Source organism: Stappia sp. TSB10P1A (genome assembly GCF_900185725.1).
In the GTDB taxonomy this organism is placed as follows: Bacteria; Pseudomonadota; Alphaproteobacteria; order Rhizobiales; family Stappiaceae; genus Stappia.
This window is the reverse complement of sequence record NZ_FYAU01000016.1, coordinates 28928-47167: the sequence shown is the minus strand read 5'-3', so window position 1 is coordinate 47167 and position 18240 is coordinate 28928. Positions and strand designations below refer to the sequence as shown.

Annotated in this window: 13 protein-coding genes, 1 tRNA gene and 1 riboswitch; of the genes, 7 read left to right on the top strand and 7 right to left on the bottom strand. The window is 69.2% G+C overall.

All coding sequences use genetic code 11. From position 1 onward, the window contains the following. Positions 1-256 precede the first annotated feature (256 nt). A tRNA-Gly gene (locus tag TSB10P1A_RS05170) sits at positions 257-330 on the bottom strand. A gap of 251 nt (positions 331-581) precedes the next feature. Here TSB10P1A_RS05170 and TSB10P1A_RS05165 point away from each other — a divergent pair. After that, on the top strand, positions 582-1385 hold the full coding sequence (locus TSB10P1A_RS05165) for an ion transporter (protein ID WP_186386839.1): 804 nt from the start codon (positions 582-584) through the stop codon (positions 1383-1385). On the opposite strand, the gene TSB10P1A_RS05160 is transcribed toward TSB10P1A_RS05165, so the two are convergent. Then, positions 1386-3371, bottom strand: a complete 1986-nt coding sequence (locus TSB10P1A_RS05160; RefSeq protein WP_244292995.1) for an adenylate/guanylate cyclase domain-containing protein — start codon at positions 3369-3371, stop codon at positions 1386-1388. A 755-nt stretch (positions 3372-4126) separates the two neighbouring features. Next, the gene (locus TSB10P1A_RS05155; RefSeq protein WP_186386838.1) at positions 4127-5218 is read right to left on the bottom strand and encodes a 2'-deoxycytidine 5'-triphosphate deaminase; all 1092 of its coding nucleotides are present in this window, start codon (positions 5216-5218) and stop codon (positions 4127-4129) included. A gap of 201 nt (positions 5219-5419) precedes the next feature. Between TSB10P1A_RS05155 and TSB10P1A_RS05150 the strand changes: the two genes are divergently transcribed. From TSB10P1A_RS05150 to TSB10P1A_RS05135, 4 genes are all read left to right on the top strand, one after another. After that, the gene (locus TSB10P1A_RS05150) at positions 5420-5620 is read left to right on the top strand and encodes a DUF2892 domain-containing protein (protein WP_186386837.1); all 201 of its coding nucleotides are present in this window, start codon (positions 5420-5422) and stop codon (positions 5618-5620) included. Positions 5621-5631: 11 nt separating this feature from the next. Continuing rightward, positions 5632-6606: an efflux RND transporter periplasmic adaptor subunit gene (locus TSB10P1A_RS05145; protein ID WP_371515069.1), complete on the top strand. Its 975-nt coding sequence runs from the start codon at positions 5632-5634 to the stop codon at positions 6604-6606. Continuing rightward, positions 6603-9824 carry an efflux RND transporter permease subunit gene (locus TSB10P1A_RS05140; RefSeq protein WP_186386836.1) on the top strand — a complete coding sequence of 1074 codons (3222 nt, stop codon included), beginning with the start codon at positions 6603-6605 and terminating at the stop codon, positions 9822-9824. Before TSB10P1A_RS05145 ends, TSB10P1A_RS05140 begins: the two co-directional genes overlap by 4 nt. 183 nt (positions 9825-10007) lie before the next feature. Continuing rightward, entirely contained in the window at positions 10008-10760 is a 753-nt protein-coding gene (locus tag TSB10P1A_RS05135) for a WecB/TagA/CpsF family glycosyltransferase (protein ID WP_186386835.1), read from the top strand. A gap of 43 nt (positions 10761-10803) precedes the next feature. On the opposite strand, the gene TSB10P1A_RS05130 is transcribed toward TSB10P1A_RS05135, so the two are convergent. After that, entirely contained in the window at positions 10804-12471 is a 1668-nt protein-coding gene (locus tag TSB10P1A_RS05130; protein ID WP_186386834.1) for a lysine--tRNA ligase, read from the bottom strand. A gap of 225 nt (positions 12472-12696) precedes the next feature. Between TSB10P1A_RS05130 and TSB10P1A_RS05125 the strand changes: the two genes are divergently transcribed. Continuing rightward, complete coding sequence (locus TSB10P1A_RS05125) at positions 12697-13110, top strand: tellurite resistance TerB family protein (protein ID WP_186386833.1); 414 nt, start codon at positions 12697-12699, stop codon at positions 13108-13110. 66 nt (positions 13111-13176) lie between these two features. Here the strand turns inward: TSB10P1A_RS05125 and TSB10P1A_RS05120 are convergent, their stop codons facing one another. Both TSB10P1A_RS05120 and apaG read right to left on the bottom strand, forming a co-directional pair. After that, positions 13177-15282, bottom strand: coding sequence for a bifunctional diguanylate cyclase/phosphodiesterase (locus TSB10P1A_RS05120; RefSeq protein ID WP_186386832.1), 2106 nt, complete (start codon positions 15280-15282; stop codon positions 13177-13179). 302 nt (positions 15283-15584) lie between these two features. Then, positions 15585-15977, bottom strand: a complete 393-nt coding sequence (gene apaG / locus TSB10P1A_RS05115; protein WP_186386831.1) for a Co2+/Mg2+ efflux protein ApaG — start codon at positions 15975-15977, stop codon at positions 15585-15587. 225 nt (positions 15978-16202) lie between these two features. Between apaG and TSB10P1A_RS05110 the strand changes: the two genes are divergently transcribed. Continuing rightward, positions 16203-16805: a CDP-alcohol phosphatidyltransferase family protein gene (locus TSB10P1A_RS05110; RefSeq protein WP_186386830.1), complete on the top strand. Its 603-nt coding sequence runs from the start codon at positions 16203-16205 to the stop codon at positions 16803-16805. A 7-nt stretch (positions 16806-16812) separates the two neighbouring features. On the opposite strand, the gene TSB10P1A_RS05105 is transcribed toward TSB10P1A_RS05110, so the two are convergent. Further along, positions 16813-18009 (bottom strand): O-succinylhomoserine sulfhydrylase, encoded by a 1197-nt coding sequence (locus TSB10P1A_RS05105; RefSeq protein WP_186386829.1) that lies wholly within the window; start codon positions 18007-18009, stop codon positions 16813-16815. Positions 18010-18051: 42 nt separating this feature from the next. Further along, positions 18052-18131, bottom strand: a riboswitch (SAM riboswitch). Between the last annotated feature and the right edge of the window lie 109 nt (positions 18132-18240).

Below are 18240 nucleotides of genomic sequence, written 5' to 3'. Positions count from 1 at the left end.
CTGATCGCACCTTAGCATTCGGCACGTCGGACGAGCGGCACGTTCTGTCCGCTTCATCAAGGTCGGCAGCTGTACGCCGGCTGGTCGAAACCGGCCCCTAACTCATCATCCGCTCGCCTCGCAGCGATTACCCGCCAGCATCGGCGCTGCAGGACAGTGCCCTCGCTCGCAAACTCCGTGAGAAAACTCCGCCGCCGCTCGCACCCCACCACTCACGCGGGCAGTCGATCTCAAAAACATCCAGGGGAAGGGAGCGTGGAGCGGGTGAAGGGAATCGAACCCTCGTCTGGAGCTTGGGAAGCTCTCGCTCTACCATTGAGCTACACCCGCATCGCGGGTTCTATATCGGCGCGGGGCGGGCGGGCTGTCAAGCGCCTCGCGGGCGGCTGTTGACGGCTCTCCCGCGAAATTGCTTTCTCCTTGATTTTGCGCTGCCGATGACCACTTCTCGTGCCGACCGGCGCGGGCGCCGGACGGGTCCGGCCGGCTTGGCGAAGGCGTCAGGACGGTATCAGCGAAGGCGCCGGGGAAGGCATCGGCGAAGGCATCCGGGCCCCTGCAACGTGTTGGAGAGCGAAGGCATGCGTGAACGGCTCAAGGCCCTGGTCCAGTCGCGGCGCTGGGAAGCGGCGATCATCTCGCTCATCATCCTCAACGCGGTGTCGCTGGGCCTGGAAACCAGCGAGCGGGCGGTGGCCGCGGTCGGCCCGCTGCTTTCCGCCTTCGACACGCTGATCCTGACGGTCTTCACCATTGAGATCACCCTGCGGATCATCGCGCATGGGCCGGCCTTCTTCCGCGATCCCTGGAGCCTGTTCGACTTCGCCATCGTCGCCATCGCCCTGACGCCCTCCAGCGGCGCCTTCTCGGTGCTGCGCGCCCTGCGCATCCTGCGCGTGCTGCGCCTGATCTCGGTGGTGCCCTCGCTGCGCCGGGTGGTCGGCGGTCTCGTCGCAGCGCTCCCCGGCATGGGCTCGATCGTGCTGCTGCTCGGCCTCGTCTTCTATGTCTTCGCGGTGATGACGACGAAGCTCTACGGCGCCTCCTTCCCCGAATGGTTCGGCACCATCGGCCGCTCGTTCTACACCCTGTTCCAGGTGATGACGCTGGAAAGCTGGTCGATGGGCATCGTCCGGCCGGTGATGGAAGTCTATCCGCTGTCCTGGCTGCTGTTCGTGCCCTTCATCCTGTGCACCGCCTTCACCGTGCTGAACCTTTTCATCGGCGTCATCGTCTCGGCGATGCAGCAGGAGCATGAGCACACCGCCGAGGCCGACCGCCAGGCGATCCACGACGAGACCGGGCTGGTGCTGGCCGAGGTGCGGGCGCTGCGCGAGGAAGTGCGCGATCTGCGCGGCCGGCTGGACCGGGCGCGCGGCATCTGATCAGCCGGCGTCGGGGCTGTCGGGGCTGTCGGGGCCGGCCAGCAGCTCGTAGACGGCGATCTCCGCCGCCCGCCCCTTGACCCGGGTGCTGCCGAGCGGGCGGAAGACGAAGGCCTTGTCGCCGGCCGCTGCCCGCACCGCCTCGCTGGTCATCGCCGTGGTGCCGAACTCCTTGTTGAGCCCCTCCAGCCGCGAGGCGACATTGATCGTGTCGCCGATGGCGGTGTATTGGCGCCGGGTCGAGGCGCCGACGCTGCCGACGACGGCAATGCCGGTATGCAGCCCGAAGCGGGTGACGAGCTCCGGCCGGCCAAGGGTGCGGCCCTCCGCATTGAAGGCGGCGACCGCCTGGGTGAGCGCCAGGGTGCAGCGGCAGGCATCCGCCACATGGTCCGGATTGCTCTCCGGCGCGTTCCACATGGCATAGATGGAATCGCCGAGAAACTGCACGATCACCCCGTCATGCGCCTCGACGATGCGGTTGAGCAGCTCGAAATAGTCCGAGAGCAGGGCGACGACCTCCTCCGGCGCGTGCTGCTCCGACAGGGAGGTGAAGTCGCGGATGTCGGTGAACAGCACGGTGACGTCGCGCCGCTCGGCCGAGGCCGGGTCCTGGCGCCCGGCGGCGACCACCTTGCGCACCAGCTCGCGCGGCACATAGAGCGAGAAACTGGCGATGGCGGCGCGGGCGGTGGCGAGCGCCCCGGCCAGCGTGTTGATCTCGGTGACCAGCGAGGAGACGGCGGGCCGGCTCGTCAGGTCGAGATCGCCGATGCGCGCGGCATCGCCCGCAAGCTGGGTCAGCGAGCGGCTGACGAGGCGCGCGACCAGCAGGGCGGAGAGCACGCCGAGCACGATCAGGCCGAAGGAAACGGAGAGCGCGCGGGCGACGAGCAGCCGGCTTTCGGCGGTGAAGTCGGAGAGCGGCGCGGCAACCGCGACGACGGTGCCGGCGAGTTCCGCCGCCCCGCGCACCGGCTCCAGCGCCAAGAGATAGGTCTCGCCGCCCGCCTCGATCCGGTGGAGGCCCGGCGCGCGCGCCCCCGCCAGCAAGGGCTGGATCGCCGGCAGCAGCGGATCCTCGACGCTGACCGCGACATGGCGCGAGCGGGCCGAAAGCTGCGGCAGCAAGGCCGCCATCATCGCCGGGTCGGAATGGACGATCAGCCGCATGGCCTCGTCGAAGACATAGCCGCGCGCCCGCGGCGACACCGCCTCGCGCGACAGCAGCTCGCTCAAGGTCTCCAGCAGCAGATCGGCGCCGATCACCGCGCCCGGCGCGTCGGGTGCCTCGACGGCGATGGTGAGGCCGAGCTGGCCGGTCGTCGCCATCGTGTAGGGCCCGACGGTGACCGGCGCACCGCCCGCCGCGATCGCCGCCCGGTACCAGGGGCGCCGGCGCGGGTCGAAGCGGGTGGCGCCGTCGTCGCGGCGGGCGAGCTCGCGCCCGTCGATGGTCAGGAAGCGCCAGACGGAATGGCGGGTGCCGTCTTCGCCGGCGGGCTGGATGCTGCGCACCGCGTGGTCGGTGCCCTGCGGCGCGTCGAGCGCCCGCCGCCAGGCCTCGGTATCGCCGACGCCATGCAGGAAGCTGCCATCGGCATGGGCAGCGTAGAGCCCGTCGATATGGGGCGAACTGTCGAGCACCCGGTCGAGAAACAGCGCCTTGCCGGCCATGTCGCCGGTGGGGTCCTCCAGCAGCGTGTCGGCGGCGGCGGCGAGCATCACCGCCGTGCGCCCGTCCCTGAACACCGCCTCGTACTGGGCGGCGACGCGCTGGCCGAGCAGGCTCATGCGCTCGCTCGCCGCCGAGGTGGCGAGCCGTGTGCCCTGGTCATGGGCAAGCCAGGTGAGCGGCAGCGAGATGCCGAGCAGCAGGGCGACGATCACCGTGCTGAGGTGAAAGCGCAGCGGCCGCGCCCAGTCGCGCCGCCGCGCCGCGCGCGCCGACAGCCCGTCGGGGGCCTGGTCCCGTTCTCCCGTCACGTTGCGTCAGTCTCCCCGCCCGCTGTCGGACGCGCCAGAATCACCGGCACTCCTCGCGCGGGATGCTAGCACGGCGAGTGCCGGGGGGGGGCGTTTGCCGGGGGGGGCGTTTGCCGGGATCGGCGAGCCGGGGGCCCATGGGCGCGCTCCCGCCGGACTCCACCACCGCTTCCGGCTCCCCGGTTCCGGATCATCGGCCTTCGGCCTCGTCCGGGAAGACGCCAAGGAGAGGTCTGTGCGACAAACCTCTGCCGAGGGTGCCAATGGATCCCGGCTCTGCGCTGCGCGCGGCCGGGATGACGTCCGAGAGAGGGGCGCGGCCGGGATGACGTCCGAGAGACGGGCGCGGCCGGGATGACGTCCGAGAGAGGGGCACGGCCGTGCCTCCGCCCTTCGGTGATCATCCGGCCGCTGTCCACCCACCTACCGAGGTCACCCCGGCCGCAGGCGAAGCCGGAGAGCCGGGGGCCATTCGTTCCCAGAGCGGTGTTGGGCGCGCGGGTCCCTTCCGCGGCGTCCCGGCCGCAGCATCCTCATTTTGCGCGCCCTGTCGCGCGCAGCCCTCTCCCCGCGTCCTCCCGGACGGCGCGCAGCGCCGAGCCGGGACCGGCGAGCCGAGGGCGTATGAGGCACGCTCCGAAACGAACCCGCATCCACCCTGCCTCCCCGGTTCCGGGTCGCGGCTTCGCCTTGCCCGGAATGACGCCAGGGAGAGGGGCAGCACCTCGCACCCGGCGAGGGCGCTCCCGTCCGCTTCAGCGAAAATGCTTCGACAGCTTGAGGCCCTGGCCCTGGTAGTTGGAGCCGATGCCCTCGCCATAGAGCGTCGCCGGGCGGGCGAGCATGTGCTCATAGACCAGCCGGCCGACCGTCTGGCCGTGCTCGACGATGAAGGGCACCTCGTGCGAGCGCACCTCCAGCACGGCGCGCGAGCCGCCGCCGCCGATCTCCGAATGGCCGAAGCCGGGGTCGAAGAAGCCCGCGTAATGGACGCGGAACTCGCCGACCAGCGGGTCGAAGGGCACCATCTCGGCGGCGAAGAGCGGCGGCACATGCACCGCCTCGCGCGAGACGAGAATGTAGAACTCGTTGGGATCGAGGATCAGGTCGCGGCCGCCGCGATTGACGATCGGCTCCCAGAAGTCGAGCGGGTCCTGCCCGGCACGCAGGTCCATGTCGATGACGCCGGTATGACGCTTGCCGCGATAGCCGATCAGGCTGCCGTCGCCCGCGCCCTCCAGATCGATGGTCAGGTGCACGCCGCCGCCGATGGTCGCCTCGCCGCCCGAGACGAGACCGTGGCGGGCATGGACCAGGGAGAGGGCGGTATCGTCCAGCACCGGCTGGCCGCGGCGGAAGCGGATCTGCGACAGGCGCGAGCCCTCGCGCACCAGCACCGGGAAGGTGCGCGGGCTGATCTCCGCATAGAGCGGGCCGCGATAGCCGGCCGGCACCGTGTCGAAGGCGCGGCCCTCGTCGGTGATCACCCGGGTGAACACGTCGAGGCGGCCGGTCGAACTCTTCGGATTGGTGGTGGCCGAGACGTCCTGCGGCAGCGCCAGCGCCTCCATCAGCGGCACGATATAGACGCAGCCGGTCTCCAGCACCGCGCCGCGCGTCAGGTCGAAGGCATGCAGCTTCAGCCGCTCGAGCTTTTCCATCACCTTCGCGCCGGCGCCCGGCAGGAAGCTGGCGCGCACCCGATAGGCGAGCGGCCCGAGCCGCAGATCGAGGCTCGCCGGCTGGATCTGGTCGTCGTCCGGACGGCGCGGCGCACCGATCTCGCCGCGCGCGAACATCTCGGCGACGGCCTGCGCCGGCAGAATGCCGTGGTCGGCTGCGGTCATGTGGCTCCCCTCGCTTGCCTGACTGCCGTGATTAACAAAGCCGGCCCGGCTTGGCCAACGGGTTTTGACGCAAGTCCCCCGCAGGGTGCGACATTTGGCCCCTCGGTGCCGAAATCGCTTCACCTCCGCAATGGCCCGTATTGACGCAATTTTAGAAGATACTAATATTTGAACACATACCGCTATCTGGAGGCTGTTCCGATGACTCTCGACCGTGCCGTTCTTGCCTTTGCCGGCGTCATGACGCTGCTGTCCGTGGTGCTGACGCTGACCGTGTCGCCGCTCTTCGTCTGGTTCACCGTGTTCATCGGTGTCAACATGCTGCAGGCCGCCTTCACCGGCTTCTGCCCGGCGGCGATGATCTTCCGCCGTCTCGGCATCGCGCCGGGAACGGCGTTCTGACGGAGACCGGGATGATGCTGCGTGCCGCAGTGCTGGCAGCATCGGTCGCCGCGTTCGCGGGACCGGTGCTGGCGGCGGAAACCATGACCGTGGAAACACGCGCCGTGACCGAGTGGAAGGCCGTGTTCGGCACGGTGGAGGCCCGCGACCAGGTGCCGGCGCGCGCCCGCATCGGCGGCACCATCGCCGAACTGGCGGTGGAAGAGGGCGACAGCGTGCGGGCCGGCGAGCGCATCGCCGTCGTGACCGACGAGAAGATCGCCTTCCAGGTGGCGGCGATCGACGCGCGGCTGCGCGCCCTGCAGAGCCAGCTCGAAAACGCCGAGGCGGAACTCGCCCGCGCCCAGACCCTGGTCGAGCGCGGCGTCGTCACCCGCCAGCGGCTGGAGCAGCTCGCCACCTCCGCCGAGGTCATCCGCAACCAGATCTCCGCCGCCCGCGCCGAGCGCTCCGTCGCCGTGCGCCAGGGCGAGGAGGGTGAGGTGCTGGCCCCGGCCGACGGGCGCGTGCTCACCGTTCCGGTGACGCGCGGCGCGGTGATCATGGCCGGCGAAACGGTGGCGATGCTCGGCAGCGGCGGCACCTTCCTGCGCCTCGCCATCCCCGAGCGCCATGCGGCCAGCCTCAAGGATGGGCTCGCCATCGAGATCGGCGCCAATGGCGCCGCCTTCACCGGCCGCCTCGCCAAGGTCTATCCGACAATCCAGGCGGGCCGGGTGATCGCCGATGTCGAGGTCGAGCGGCTCGACACCGACTTCATCAACGCCCGCGTGCTGGTGCGCGTGCCGGTCGGCGAGCGGCAGGCGGTCCTGCTGCCCGCCGCCACGGTTACCACCCGCGCCGGCCTCGACTTCGTGCGGCTTGCCGGGCCGGACGGGCCGGTCGAGCGCACCGTGCTGACGGGCGGCACCGTCCGTCTCGACGGCGACGCCTTTACCGAAATCCTCTCAGGGCTCGCGCCCGGCGACGAGGTGCTTCTCCCATGACCACGCCACCCAGCGGGGGGCTCGGCATTGCCGGCGGGCTGACCCGCGCCTTCATTGTCTCGCCCCTGACGCCGCTGTTCCTGCTTGCCTCGCTGGCGCTCGGGCTGATCGCCCTCGTCACCCTGCCGCGCGAGGAGGAGCCGCAGATCTCCGTGCCGATGGTCGACATCCATGTCGACGCCAGCGGCCTGATGGCGATGGACGCGGTGAAGCTCGTCACCGAGCCGCTGGAGACCATCGTCAAGGGCATCGACGGGGTCGAGCACGTCTATTCGCAGACCCGCGACGACGGCGTGCTGGTGACCGCGCGCTTCCTCGTCGGCACCTCGTCGGATGCGGCGGTGCTGCGCGTGCACGACAAGATCCGCGCCAACATGGACCGCATCCCGGTCGGCATTCCCGAGCCGCTGGTGGTCGGGCGCGGCATCGACGATGTCGCCATCGTTTCGCTGACGCTGACCCCGGCGCAAGGGACGGAAGACGCGATCACCCCGGCGGCGCTGACCCGCATCGCCCGCGAGTTGCAGGTCGAGGTGTCGAAGGTGGACAATGTCGGCCTGACCTATCTGGTCGGCGCGGTCGGCGAGGAAATCCGCATCAACCCCGATCCGGAACGGCTGGCGCTGAACGGCGTGACGCTGCAGCAGCTCGCCGGCAAGGTCGGCGGCGCCAACCGCGCCTTCCCGAGCGGGCGGGTGCGCGCGCTGCAGGACGGCGCGGCCCGCGAGGTCAGCGTGGTCGCCGGCGAGACGCTGTCGAGCCCGGAGGAGATCGGCAATCTGGTGCTGACCACCCGCGACGGCCGGCCGGTCTATGTGCGCGATGTCGCCGATATCGCCATCCTCTCCGAAAGCGACGCGATCACCGCAATGTATGCGCGCGAGGGGGAGGGCAGCCGCCTGCCGGCGGTGACGCTGGCGGTCGCCAAGCGGGCCGGGGCCAATGCGGTCACCGTCGCCGAGGCGGTGCTCACCCGCGTCGAGGCGCTGAAGGGAACGCTGGTGCCGGCCAGCATGACCGTCACCGTGACCCGCGACTATGGCGAGACGGCCAACGAGAAGGCCAACGAACTGCTGTTCCACCTGGGGCTGGCGACGCTCTCGATCATCGCGCTGGTGATGGCGGCGATCGGCCGGCGCGAGGCGCTGGTGGTCGCCGTGGTGATCCCGGTGACGATCCTGCTGACGCTGTTCGCCGCCTGGGTGATGGGCTACACGCTGAACCGGGTGTCGCTGTTCGCGCTGATCTTCTCCATCGGCATCCTGGTCGACGACGCCATCGTGGTGATCGAGAACATCGCCCGCCACTGGGTGATGGGCGATGGGCGCGACCGCCGCGTTGCCGCCATCGAGGCGGTGGCCGAGGTCGGCAATCCGACCATCGTCGCGACGCTGACCGTCGTCACCGCCCTGCTGCCGATGCTCTTCGTCTCCGGCATGATGGGGCCCTATATGAGCCCGATCCCGGCCAATGCCTCGGCGGCGATGATCTTCTCCTTCTTCGTCGCGGTGACGGTGACGCCCTGGCTGATGCTGAAAGCCGCCGGCAAGGCGCCGGTGCATGGGGGACACGGCACGGGCCACGATGTCAGTTCGGGCGGCCGGCTGGGCCGTGCCTATCTGGCGGTCGCCCGCCCGGTGCTCGCCTCCAAGGCGCGGAGCTGGATCTTCCTGCTGCTGGTCGGCGTGGCGACGCTTGGCTCGATGGTGCTGTTCGCCACCAAGGACGTGACGGTCAAGCTGCTGCCCTTCGACAACAAGTCGGAACTCTCCGTCACCATCGATCTGCCGGAGGGCAGCACGGTGGAACAGACCGATGCGGTGGCGCAGGCGGCGGCGCGCGTGGCGATGGCGCTGCCGGACGTGATCTCGGCGACGACCCATGCCGGCACCGCCGCGCCCTTCGACTTCAACGGGCTGGTGCGCCACTCCTATCTGCGCCAGGAGCCGCAGCTCGGCGATGTCGCGCTGGTGCTGGCGCCCAAGGGCGAGCGCGAGCGGGCGAGCCATGCGGTGGCGCTCGACCTGCGCCAGAAGCTCGCCGCGCTCGACGTGCCGGCCGGCACGGTGCTGAAGGTGGTGGAGCCGCCTCCCGGCCCGCCGGTGCTGGCGACGCTGCTCGCCGAGGTCTACGGGCCGGACGCGCAGACGCGCCGGGCGGTGGCGGAGAAGGTGCGCGAGGCCTTCGCCTCGGTTCCCTTCATCGTCGATATCGACGACAGCTATGGCGTGCCGGCGCCGCGCAAGCGGGTGACCGTCTCCACCGACGAACTCGACTTCTTCCGGGTGCAGGAAAGCGATGTCTTCGACACGCTGGCGATCCTCGGCGGCGGGCGCACGCTCGGCTATTCGCATCGCGGCGAGGGGCGGGCGCCGATCCCGATCCGCCTTCGGCGGGCGCGCGGCGACAAGGTGCTGGACGAGCGGTTCCTGGCGACCCCGATCCCGGCCGACGTGCTGCCCGGCAGCACCAGCGTCGTCGAACTCGGCGATGTGGTGAAGGTGCGCGAGGAGGTCTCCTCGCATCTCATCTTCCGCCACAACGGCCGCTTCGCCGACATGGTGACGGCGGAGCTCGCCGGCGATTTCGAGGCGCCGCTCTACGGCATGCTGGCGGTGCGCGACGCGCTCGACGCGATGGACTGGGGCGACCTGCCAAAGCCCGTCATCCGTCTCAACGGCCAGCCGGAGGACGAGAGCACGGTGACGCTGCTCTGGGACGGCGAGTGGGAGGTGACCTGGGTGACCTTCCGCGACATGGGCGCGGCCTTCATCGTGGCGCTGCTCGGCATCTATATCCTCGTCGTGGCGCAGTTCGGCTCGTTCCGCCTGCCCCTGGTGATCCTGACCCCGGTGCCGCTGACCTTCATCGGCATCATCGGCGGCCACTGGCTGTTCGGCGCGCCGTTCTCGGCGACCTCGATGATCGGCTTCATCGCGCTTGCCGGCATCATCGTGCGCAACTCGATCCTCCTGGTCGACTTCATCCGCCATGCGCACAGGCCCGACCAGCCCTTGATCGAGGTGCTGCTGGAGGCCGGGGCGATCCGCTTCAAGCCGATCCTGCTGACCGCGCTGGCGGCGATGATCGGCGCGGCGGTGATCCTGACCGACCCGATCTTCCAGGGCCTGGCGATCTCGCTGCTGTTCGGCCTCGCCTCCTCGACGCTGCTCACCGTGCTGGTGATCCCGGCGATCTACCGGGTGCTGCGCACCTAAGGTCCGGCTTCCCCCGGCTGAAACATCGGCCCTGCGCGCGCTCCTTCCGGGCGCGCGCAGGGCCGTTTGCGACACTGCTCGAGGATCAAAATTCTGGCCCGGACACGCCGGCCGTGGCATAGGTGAGCTGCACCGCAGACCGCCCGCCCGCCATCCGAGCCGATCCGCCCGAAAGGTCCTCGATTGGAATTCAGCTTCCCGCCCTACCGCATCGCCATCACCCATGCCGATGCCGCCGCCCTGCTGGAGGAGGTGTCCGCCCGGCTGCGGCGCGGCGAGGGCTTCGCGCTGGCGACGATCAATCTGGACCATCTCGCCAAGCTGCGCCGCGACGAGGCCTTCCGCGCCGCCTATGCCGCGCAGGATCTGGTCGTCGCCGACGGCAATCCGGTGGTCTGGCTGTCGCGTCTGGCCGGGCGGCCGGTGCGCCTGGTGCCCGGCTCGGACATGGTGGTGCCGATGGCCGAGGCGGCGGCGCAGGCCGGGGTGGGGGTGGCGCTGCTGGGCGCGACGCCGGCGGCGCTCGATGCCGCGGCCGAGGCGCTGACGGCGCGGGTACCAAGGCTCGCCATCGTCGCGCGGCTCGCCCCGCCGATGGGCTTCGATCCCGACGGCGCCGGCGCCGATGCGCTGATCGACGAGCTGGGGCGGTCGGGCGCGCGGCTGTGCTTTCTGGCGCTGGGCGCGCCGAAACAGGAGATTTTCGCCGCCCGCGCCTACGGGCGCCTGCCGCAGGTCGGCTTCGCCTCGATCGGCGCGGGGCTGGATTTTCTCGCCGGCACCCAGCGCCGCGCCCCGGCCTGGATGCGGGCCGCCGCGCTGGAATGGCTCTGGCGGATGCTGTCCAACCCGGCCCGGCTGGTTCCGCGCTATGTCCGCTCGGCGCTGACGCTGCCGGGGCAGGCGGTGGCGGCCTGGCGGCTGCGGCGGCGATAGGCCGGGCCGACAGGCCGTTTCAGCACCGTCAGTTTCAGTCCCCTCAGTCGCCGGACGAGACGAGCTCGCCGGAGATCGCCTTGGCGATCAGCTCCCGGGTCTCGGGGATGCCGTAGAGCGCGACGAAAGACCCGAAGCGCGGGCCCTTCTCCTGGCCGAGCAGCAGCTTGTACAGCGCCGAGAACCAGGCGACCGAGACGCCCGGCCCGCCGTCCGGGCTCTTCTTGCCCGGGTCCTGGTAGCGTTCGATGGCGCGGGCGACATCCAGCACTGCGTCCTGGATCGCCGATCCGTCCGCATCCTCGGGCAGGCTGGCGAGCTTGTCGTCCAGCGCCTTGAGGGCCGCCAGCTCGACCTCGTCCGGCGCATGGAACACCTTGGCCGGCTTCACGAAATCCTCGAAATAGCGGATCGCGTAGCCGACGAGTTCGTCGAGCTTCGGGTGGCTTTGCGGCGTCACCCCCGGCACGTGGCGCAGGATCAGCGCCCACAGCACGTCCTTGGTCTGCGCGTTGGAGGCGGAGACGAGGTTGAGCAGCATGGTGAAGGAGATCGGCACGTCCACCTTCGGCGGATGGCCGGAATGGATATGCCAGGCCGGATTGGCGAGCTGCTGCTCCACCGGCATCGACGGATATTTCTCGGCGAAGGCGAAATACTCGTCGACCGCCTTGGGGATGATGTCGAAATAGAGCTTCTTGGCGGTCTTCGGCTTGGTGAACATGTAGAGCGCCAGGCTCTCCGGCGAGGCATAGGTCAGCCACTCGTCGATGGTCAGGCCGTTGCCCTTCGACTTGGAGATCTTCTGCCCCACCTCGTCGAGGAACAGTTCATAGACGAAATGCTCCGGCGGGGTGCCGCCCAGCACCTCGCAGATCCGGTCGTAGATCGGCTGGTTGGTCAGGTGGTCCTTGCCGAACATCTCGAAATCGACGTCGAGCGCCGCCCAGCGGGCGCCGAAATCCGGCTTCCACTGCAGCTTGACATTGCCGCCGGTGACGGGGAGCGTCACGTCGGTGCCGTCCTCGTCCTCGAAGGTGATGGTGCCGGCCCTGGCGTCGACCGCCTTCATCGGCACGTAGAGCACGCGGCCCGAGAGCGGCGAGATCGGCAGGAAGGGCGAATAGGTCGCCTGCCGCTCCTCGCCGAGCGTCGGCAGCATCACGTCCATGATCTCCTGGTACTTCTCGGCGGCCTTGATGAGGATCGCGTCGAAGCGGCCGGACTTGTAGTAGTCGGTGGCGCTGGCGAACTCGTAGTTGAAGCCGAAATGGTCGAGGAAGCGGCGCAGCATGGCGTTGTTATGGGCGCCGAAACTGTCGTAATCGCCGCCGAACGGGTTCGGCACCGCGGTCAGCGGCATGTGCAGATAGGGCTCCAGCGCGGCGCGATCCGGCACGTTTTCCGGGATCTTGCGCATGCCGTCCATGTCGTCGGAGAAGCACAGCAGCCGGGTCGGGATGCGGTCCTCGCTCAGCAGGCGGAAGGCGGTACGCACCATGGTGGTGCGGGCGACCTCGCCGAAGGTGCCGATATGCGGCAGGCCCGAGGGGCCGTAGCCGGTCTCGAACAGCACCGGGCGGTCGATCTTCGCCTTTTCCACGCGTTTCAGCAGCTTGCGCGCCTCCTCGAACGGCCAAGCCTTCGAGGTCCGGGCGGCCTCGACGACGGCGGGGGACAGATCGAGTTCGGGCAGCGAAGCTGTGGTCATGTGCGGACCGTTGTCTTTGTGTGGAATGGCAAGGGATGCCGGTCTGGCATACCGGTCTGGCGGCGCGCGAGACTAGTGCGTTTCCGGACGGAACGGAACCTTCGCATTGCAAAAAATCGCCGCAGCCACCAAAGCCGGCGCAAGCGCTGCTTGCGCTCGCCCGGTCAGGGCATTAGGGGAAACGGCAACCGCCAACGGCAAGGTCAAGAAAGGTCCGCAGATCCGATGAGCGAACGTGTCAGCCTCCAGGAAGCCCTGATCTATGTGATGGTGATGGTGTCGGCCTCCGACAGCAGCATGACCGACAAGGAACTGCACTCGATCGGCGAGCTCATCAAGACGCTGCCGGTCTTCGCCAGCTTCGATCAGGAGCGCATCGTCGCCGTGGCGCAGGATTGCGGCGAGCGGCTGCAGGCCGAGAACGGCATGGCCGACACCTTCGCGGTGATCGCCGCGAGCGTGCCGGCGAGCTACCGCGACACCGCCTATGCGCTGGGCGTGGAGATCGCCGTCGCCGACGTGTCGGTGGCGCAGGAGGAACTGCGGGTGCTGCAGTTGCTGCGCGACGCGCTCGGCCTCGACAAGCTGACGGTTGCGGCGATCGAGCGCGGCGCCCAGGCCCGCTTCCGCACCGCCTGAGACGGCCAGCGCGGGAGGGCGGCGGCCGGGGAGGCGCTCCGGCCGCAGGGTCAGGCGGGCAGCAGGTCAGGCGGGCAGCAGGTCGCGGTCGCCATAAACCTGCGACCAGGGCACCGGCTTGCCGATATAGTATCCCTGCACCAGGCTGACGCCGAGGTCCCTCAGGATCTCCAGGGTCTCGAGATCCTCGACATATTCGGCGACCACCTTCACATGCATCGCCTCGGCCACCGCGACGATGCCGGCGACGATGGTCTGCTGCACCACGTCATGGCCGATATTGCCGATGATGTTGCCGTCGATCTTCAGCATGTCGACATCGAAGCGGCGCAGATAGCCGAACGACGACAGGCCGGAGCCGAAATCGTCGAGCACCACCTCGAGGCCGCGTGCCTTCAGCCCGGCGATCAGCTCCAGCGCGGTCTCCATCGACCGCACGGCGGAGGTCTCGGTGATCTCGAAGGCGAGCCGGCCCGGCGCGATCGCCGCCGCGTCCAGCGCCGCCAGCAGGAAGTCGCGGAAGATCGGATCGCCGACCGACTGGCCCGACAGGTTGATCGACAGGTGAACGTCGTCGGGCAGGCCCGCCAGCCGCTTCAGCACGGTCTCCACCACCCAGCGGTCGACCCGGCTCATCAGCCCGTGGCGCTCGGCGGCGGCGATAAAGACGGCCGGCGGCAGCGGCCGGCCATCCTCGCTCAGCACCCGCAGCAGCACCTCGTGCCAGGGCGCGCTGGTGCCGTCGATCGGCGCCACCGGCATCAGGAACAGTTCGAAGCGCCCGCTCTGCAGCGCGGCCTGCACCAGTTGCAGATTGCCGATTTCCCGGAAGCGGGCCTTCATCTCGTCGTCGTCGGGATGGAACACCGACACGCGCGCGCCGCCCTTTTCCTTGGCGACGAAACAGGCCCGGTCGGCCCAGTTGATGACGTCCTGCACCGAGGGCGCCGAGGCGGCGAAGGCCTGCTGGTCGAGCAGGGCGACGCCGACGCTGGCACCGACGGAAAAACACTCGCCCTGCCACACGAAGCCGAGCGCCTCGATCGAGTGGACGATCCGTTCCCCGAGACGGGTGGCGTCGGTCTCGGTCACCATGCCGGTCACGACGGCGAACTCGTCGCCGCCCAGGCGAGCGACGAAAGCATCCGGATCCATGCTGCGCAGCAGGCTCGCGATCTGCTTGAGCAGCGCATCGCCCGCCGCATGGCCGGCAAGATCGTTGACGACCTTGAAATCGTCGAGATCGACCAGCAGCAGGGCAGTGTTGCAGCCCTGGCACAGAGCGTTGCAGGCGCCGCAGGCCTCGATGCGGCTGCCGATCTCAAGCTCGAGCGCATGCCGGTTGGCAAGGTCCGTCAGCGTGTCCCGCAAGGCCTGCCGGCGCAGGCGCTGGTTCAACTGCGCCTCCTCGGTGACGTCGCGGGCGTTGACGACCACGCCGACGATCTCGCAATTCTCGCCCCGCAGCGGCTCCAGCCGCACCGAGACATGCGTCTCCGCTTTGCCCTCGCGCTCGCACGTGAACGTGTATCGCGCGACCCGTCCCTCGAAACAGCCTATGAGATGCGGCAGGACCCGCTCGTGAAAGGCCTCGTGGCCGATCACCTCGGCCACCGTCCGGCCGACGACCTCCTCGGTCAGGCGGTTCCACAGCCGGGCGTAGGACGGGTTGGCCCACAGATAGCGGTAGTCGGCATCGACCACGGCGAGCGCATCGGAGGTCTGGTTGATCACCTCGTCCTGCATCGACACGCGCTGGCGCAACTGGTGCAGGTCGGTGGTGTCCTCCAGCATCGAGAGGAAGCCGATCACCGCGCCGGCCGCGTCGCGAACCGGCTCGTGGTGGATGCGCAGCAGCCGGCCGCGGGTGGCGCGACGCAGGCCCCAACTGACCACCGACTGTGCCTCGCCGGCCAGCGCCGCCTCGATCTGCGGCCGGTCGCGCTCGAACACGGCCGGCCCGACCAGTTCGATCAGGGTCTTGCCCACCACCTCGCCGCGGGTGAAGCCCTCCGTTTCGAGGAAGGCGGCATTGACGTCGCGGACGATCATGTCGCGGTCGCAGAACAGGATGCGGATCGGCGAGGTATTGAAACACGTCTCGAAGGCGAGCTGACGCGCCTGCAACGGGTGCAGCGCCACCGTGCCGGCCTGTTTCACCGTCTTGCGCATGCGGGTTCCCCTCTACCGAGCCACTCGTTCCGCCCGATTCCCCGATCCTCCGACCAAACTTCCCAACAGAACTGTAATTTCAATTTAACATATAGATTATGATTCGCATGTTCGCCCAAACTTCCCTAGCGATTTTTTCCAAGGGTCACGTTTACGGCTTGCAGGTTTTGCCAGCCCCCAAGGAAAGCGTCCGTCGTCGCCAGGGATTGGCCCCCGATCTCTGCGGCCTGAATTGCGAGGGGGGAAAGTAAACAGCCAGCGCGAGCGACGGCGCCGCATCGGTGGCACGGATCGGGGCGATCTCAGTTGACGGTGCGCGCGGCGCCCGGGATGTCGAGCGAGAATGCCGGGATGGCGACGTCGAAGCGCTCGCCGTCGACGGTCTCCATCTGGTAGCTGCCCTCCATCGTGCCGGAACTGGTGCGCAAGGGGCAGCCGGAGGTGTATTCGAAGCGTTCGCCAGGGGCGAGCACCGGCTGCTCGCCGACGACGCCGAGACCGCGCACCTCCTCCAGCCGGCCGAGCGCGTCGACGATGCGCCAGTGGCGGGCGCGCAGGCGCACCGTGTCGAGGCCGAGATTGACGATGTCGACCGAATAGGCCCAGACGAAGCGGCCTTCGTCGGGGCTGGACTCCTCGACAAGGTAGTGCGGCTCGACCGTCACCTGGATATCGCGCGTCACCGCCCGGTACATGCCTGTCCTTCCGCCGTGTCTCTCGTTGCGGCGCGTCCGGCAGCATGCCGGCTCCTGCCGATGCTTTTCGCAATCTAATCCGGTTCGCCCGTATTTCCAGCCCTTTGCGAGAGGCTGGATCGCCGATCCGTGACGCCGAATTTACCGCCGTGCCGCTTGCGCGCGGTGCCCGTCCACGGCATTGCCTTGGATCAAGGCTCTCCCGCCCGCCGAAGGATCCGTTCCATGTTCGACGCCCGCCTGCGGCCGCTGATCGACCCGCCGCTCAACGCCGCCGGCCGGCGCCTCGCCGCCGCCGGGGTCGAGGCCGACGCGGTAACGCTCGCCGGCTTTGCCTGCGGCATGGGCGCGGCGCTGGCGATCTGGGCGGGCGCCCCGCTGCTCGCCGCGCTGCTGATCCTCGCCAACCGGCTGGCGGACGGGCTCGACGGCGCGGTCGCCCGCGCCAGTGCCCGCACGGATCGCGGCGGTTATCTCGACATCGTGCTGGATTTCTTCTTCTACGGGGCGATCCCCTTCGCCTTCGCGCTGGCAGACCCCGCCGCCAACGCGCTCGCCGCCTGCGCGCTGCTGCTCAGTTTCTACATGAACGGGGCGAGTTTTCTCGGCTTCGCGATCATGGCGGAAAAGCGGGGGCTGGCGACCAGCGCGCAAGGGGCGAAGTCGCTCTACTATCTCGGCGGGCTCGCGGAAGGCGCGGAGACGATCGCCGTCTTCCTCGCCTTCTGCCTGTTTCCGGCCGCCTTCGCGCCGATCGCCTGGGGTTTCGCAGCGGTCTGCGCGGTCTCGGCGACCGCGCGTCTCGTCATGGTATCGCGGCTGCTTTAAACGTCCGTCAGGCGTTCTGGGCCACATCCAGCGCGGTGACGAGGTCGGCGGCGAGATCGTCCTCGTGCTCCAGGCCGACGGAGAGGCGCAGCAGCCCCTCGGTGATGCCCAGTTCAAGGCGCGCCTCCTCCGCGACCGACTGGTGCGTCGTCGTCGCCGGATGGGTGATGAGGCTCCGGGCATCGCCGAGATTGTTGGACATCTTGACGATCCTGAGCGCGTTGGAGGCGCGGAAGGCGGCGGCCTTGCCGCCCTTCAGCTCGATCGCCAGCATGGTCGAGCCGGCCTTCATCTGGCGGCGCACCACCTCGGCCTGCGGGTGGTCGGCGCGGCCGGGATAGATCAGCCGCGCCACCGCCGGATGCGTCGCCAGCAGGTCGGCGAGCCGCGAGGCGGTGCGGGTCTGGCGCTCGACGCGCAGGGCCAGCGTCTCCAGCCCCTTCAGCATCACCCAGGCGTTGAACGGGCTCATCGACGGGCCGGTATGCTTCATGAAGGGCATCACCTCGTCGGCGATCCACTCCTCGGAGCCCAGCACCACGCCGCCGAGGCACCGGCCCTGGCCGTCGATATGCTTGGTGGCCGAATAGACGACGATGTCGGCGCCGAGCGCCAGCGGCGATTGCCAGATCGGTGTGGCGAAGACATTGTCGACGATCAGCTTGGCGCCGACCGCATGGGCCATCTCGGCGACGGCGGCGATGTCGATCACCTCCAGCGTCGGATTGGTCGGGCTTTCCAGGAAGCAGGCGACCGTCTGCGGGCGGATGGCCGCGCGCCAGGCGTCGAGGTCGGTGCCGTCGACCAGCGTCGCCGACACGCCGAAGCGCGGCAGCAGGGTCTCGACGATATAGCGGCAGGAGCCGAACAGCGCCTTGGCCGCGACCACATGGTCGCCGGCCTTGCAGCAGGCCATCAGCGCCAGGTTGACGGCGGCCATGCCGCTCGCCGTGGCGCGCGCCGCTTCCGCGCCCTCCAGCGCGGCGATGCGGTTCTCGAACATCGCCACGGTCGGGTTGGCATAGCGCGAATAGACGAAGCCGGGATCGTCACCGTTGAACCGCGCCTCGGCCGCCTCGGCCGTGGCGTAGACGAAGCCCTGGGTCAGGTACATCGCCTCGGACGTCTCGCCATAGGGGGAGCGTGTCGTTCCGCTATGCACCAGGGTCGTCTCGGGGTGCCAGCCGTGCCTGTTCGTCGTCATGCCGTTCTCCAAATGCAAAAACCCCGGCCGTGAATGGGCCGGGGTCTTTGCAACCCGGCCTGTTTAGCGACTTGTTTAACGTGGCTGCAAGCCGGCCGGCTCAAATCACCACGGAATTCGTCGATCCTGATAGTCCACGCGGCAGGCCGCGTCAACGCTCCTTACGCGGAACGGGCCGCCCGAGGGCGGCCCGTCTTTGTCGCAGTTGGGGCCGCCCGCGGCAATGGAGGT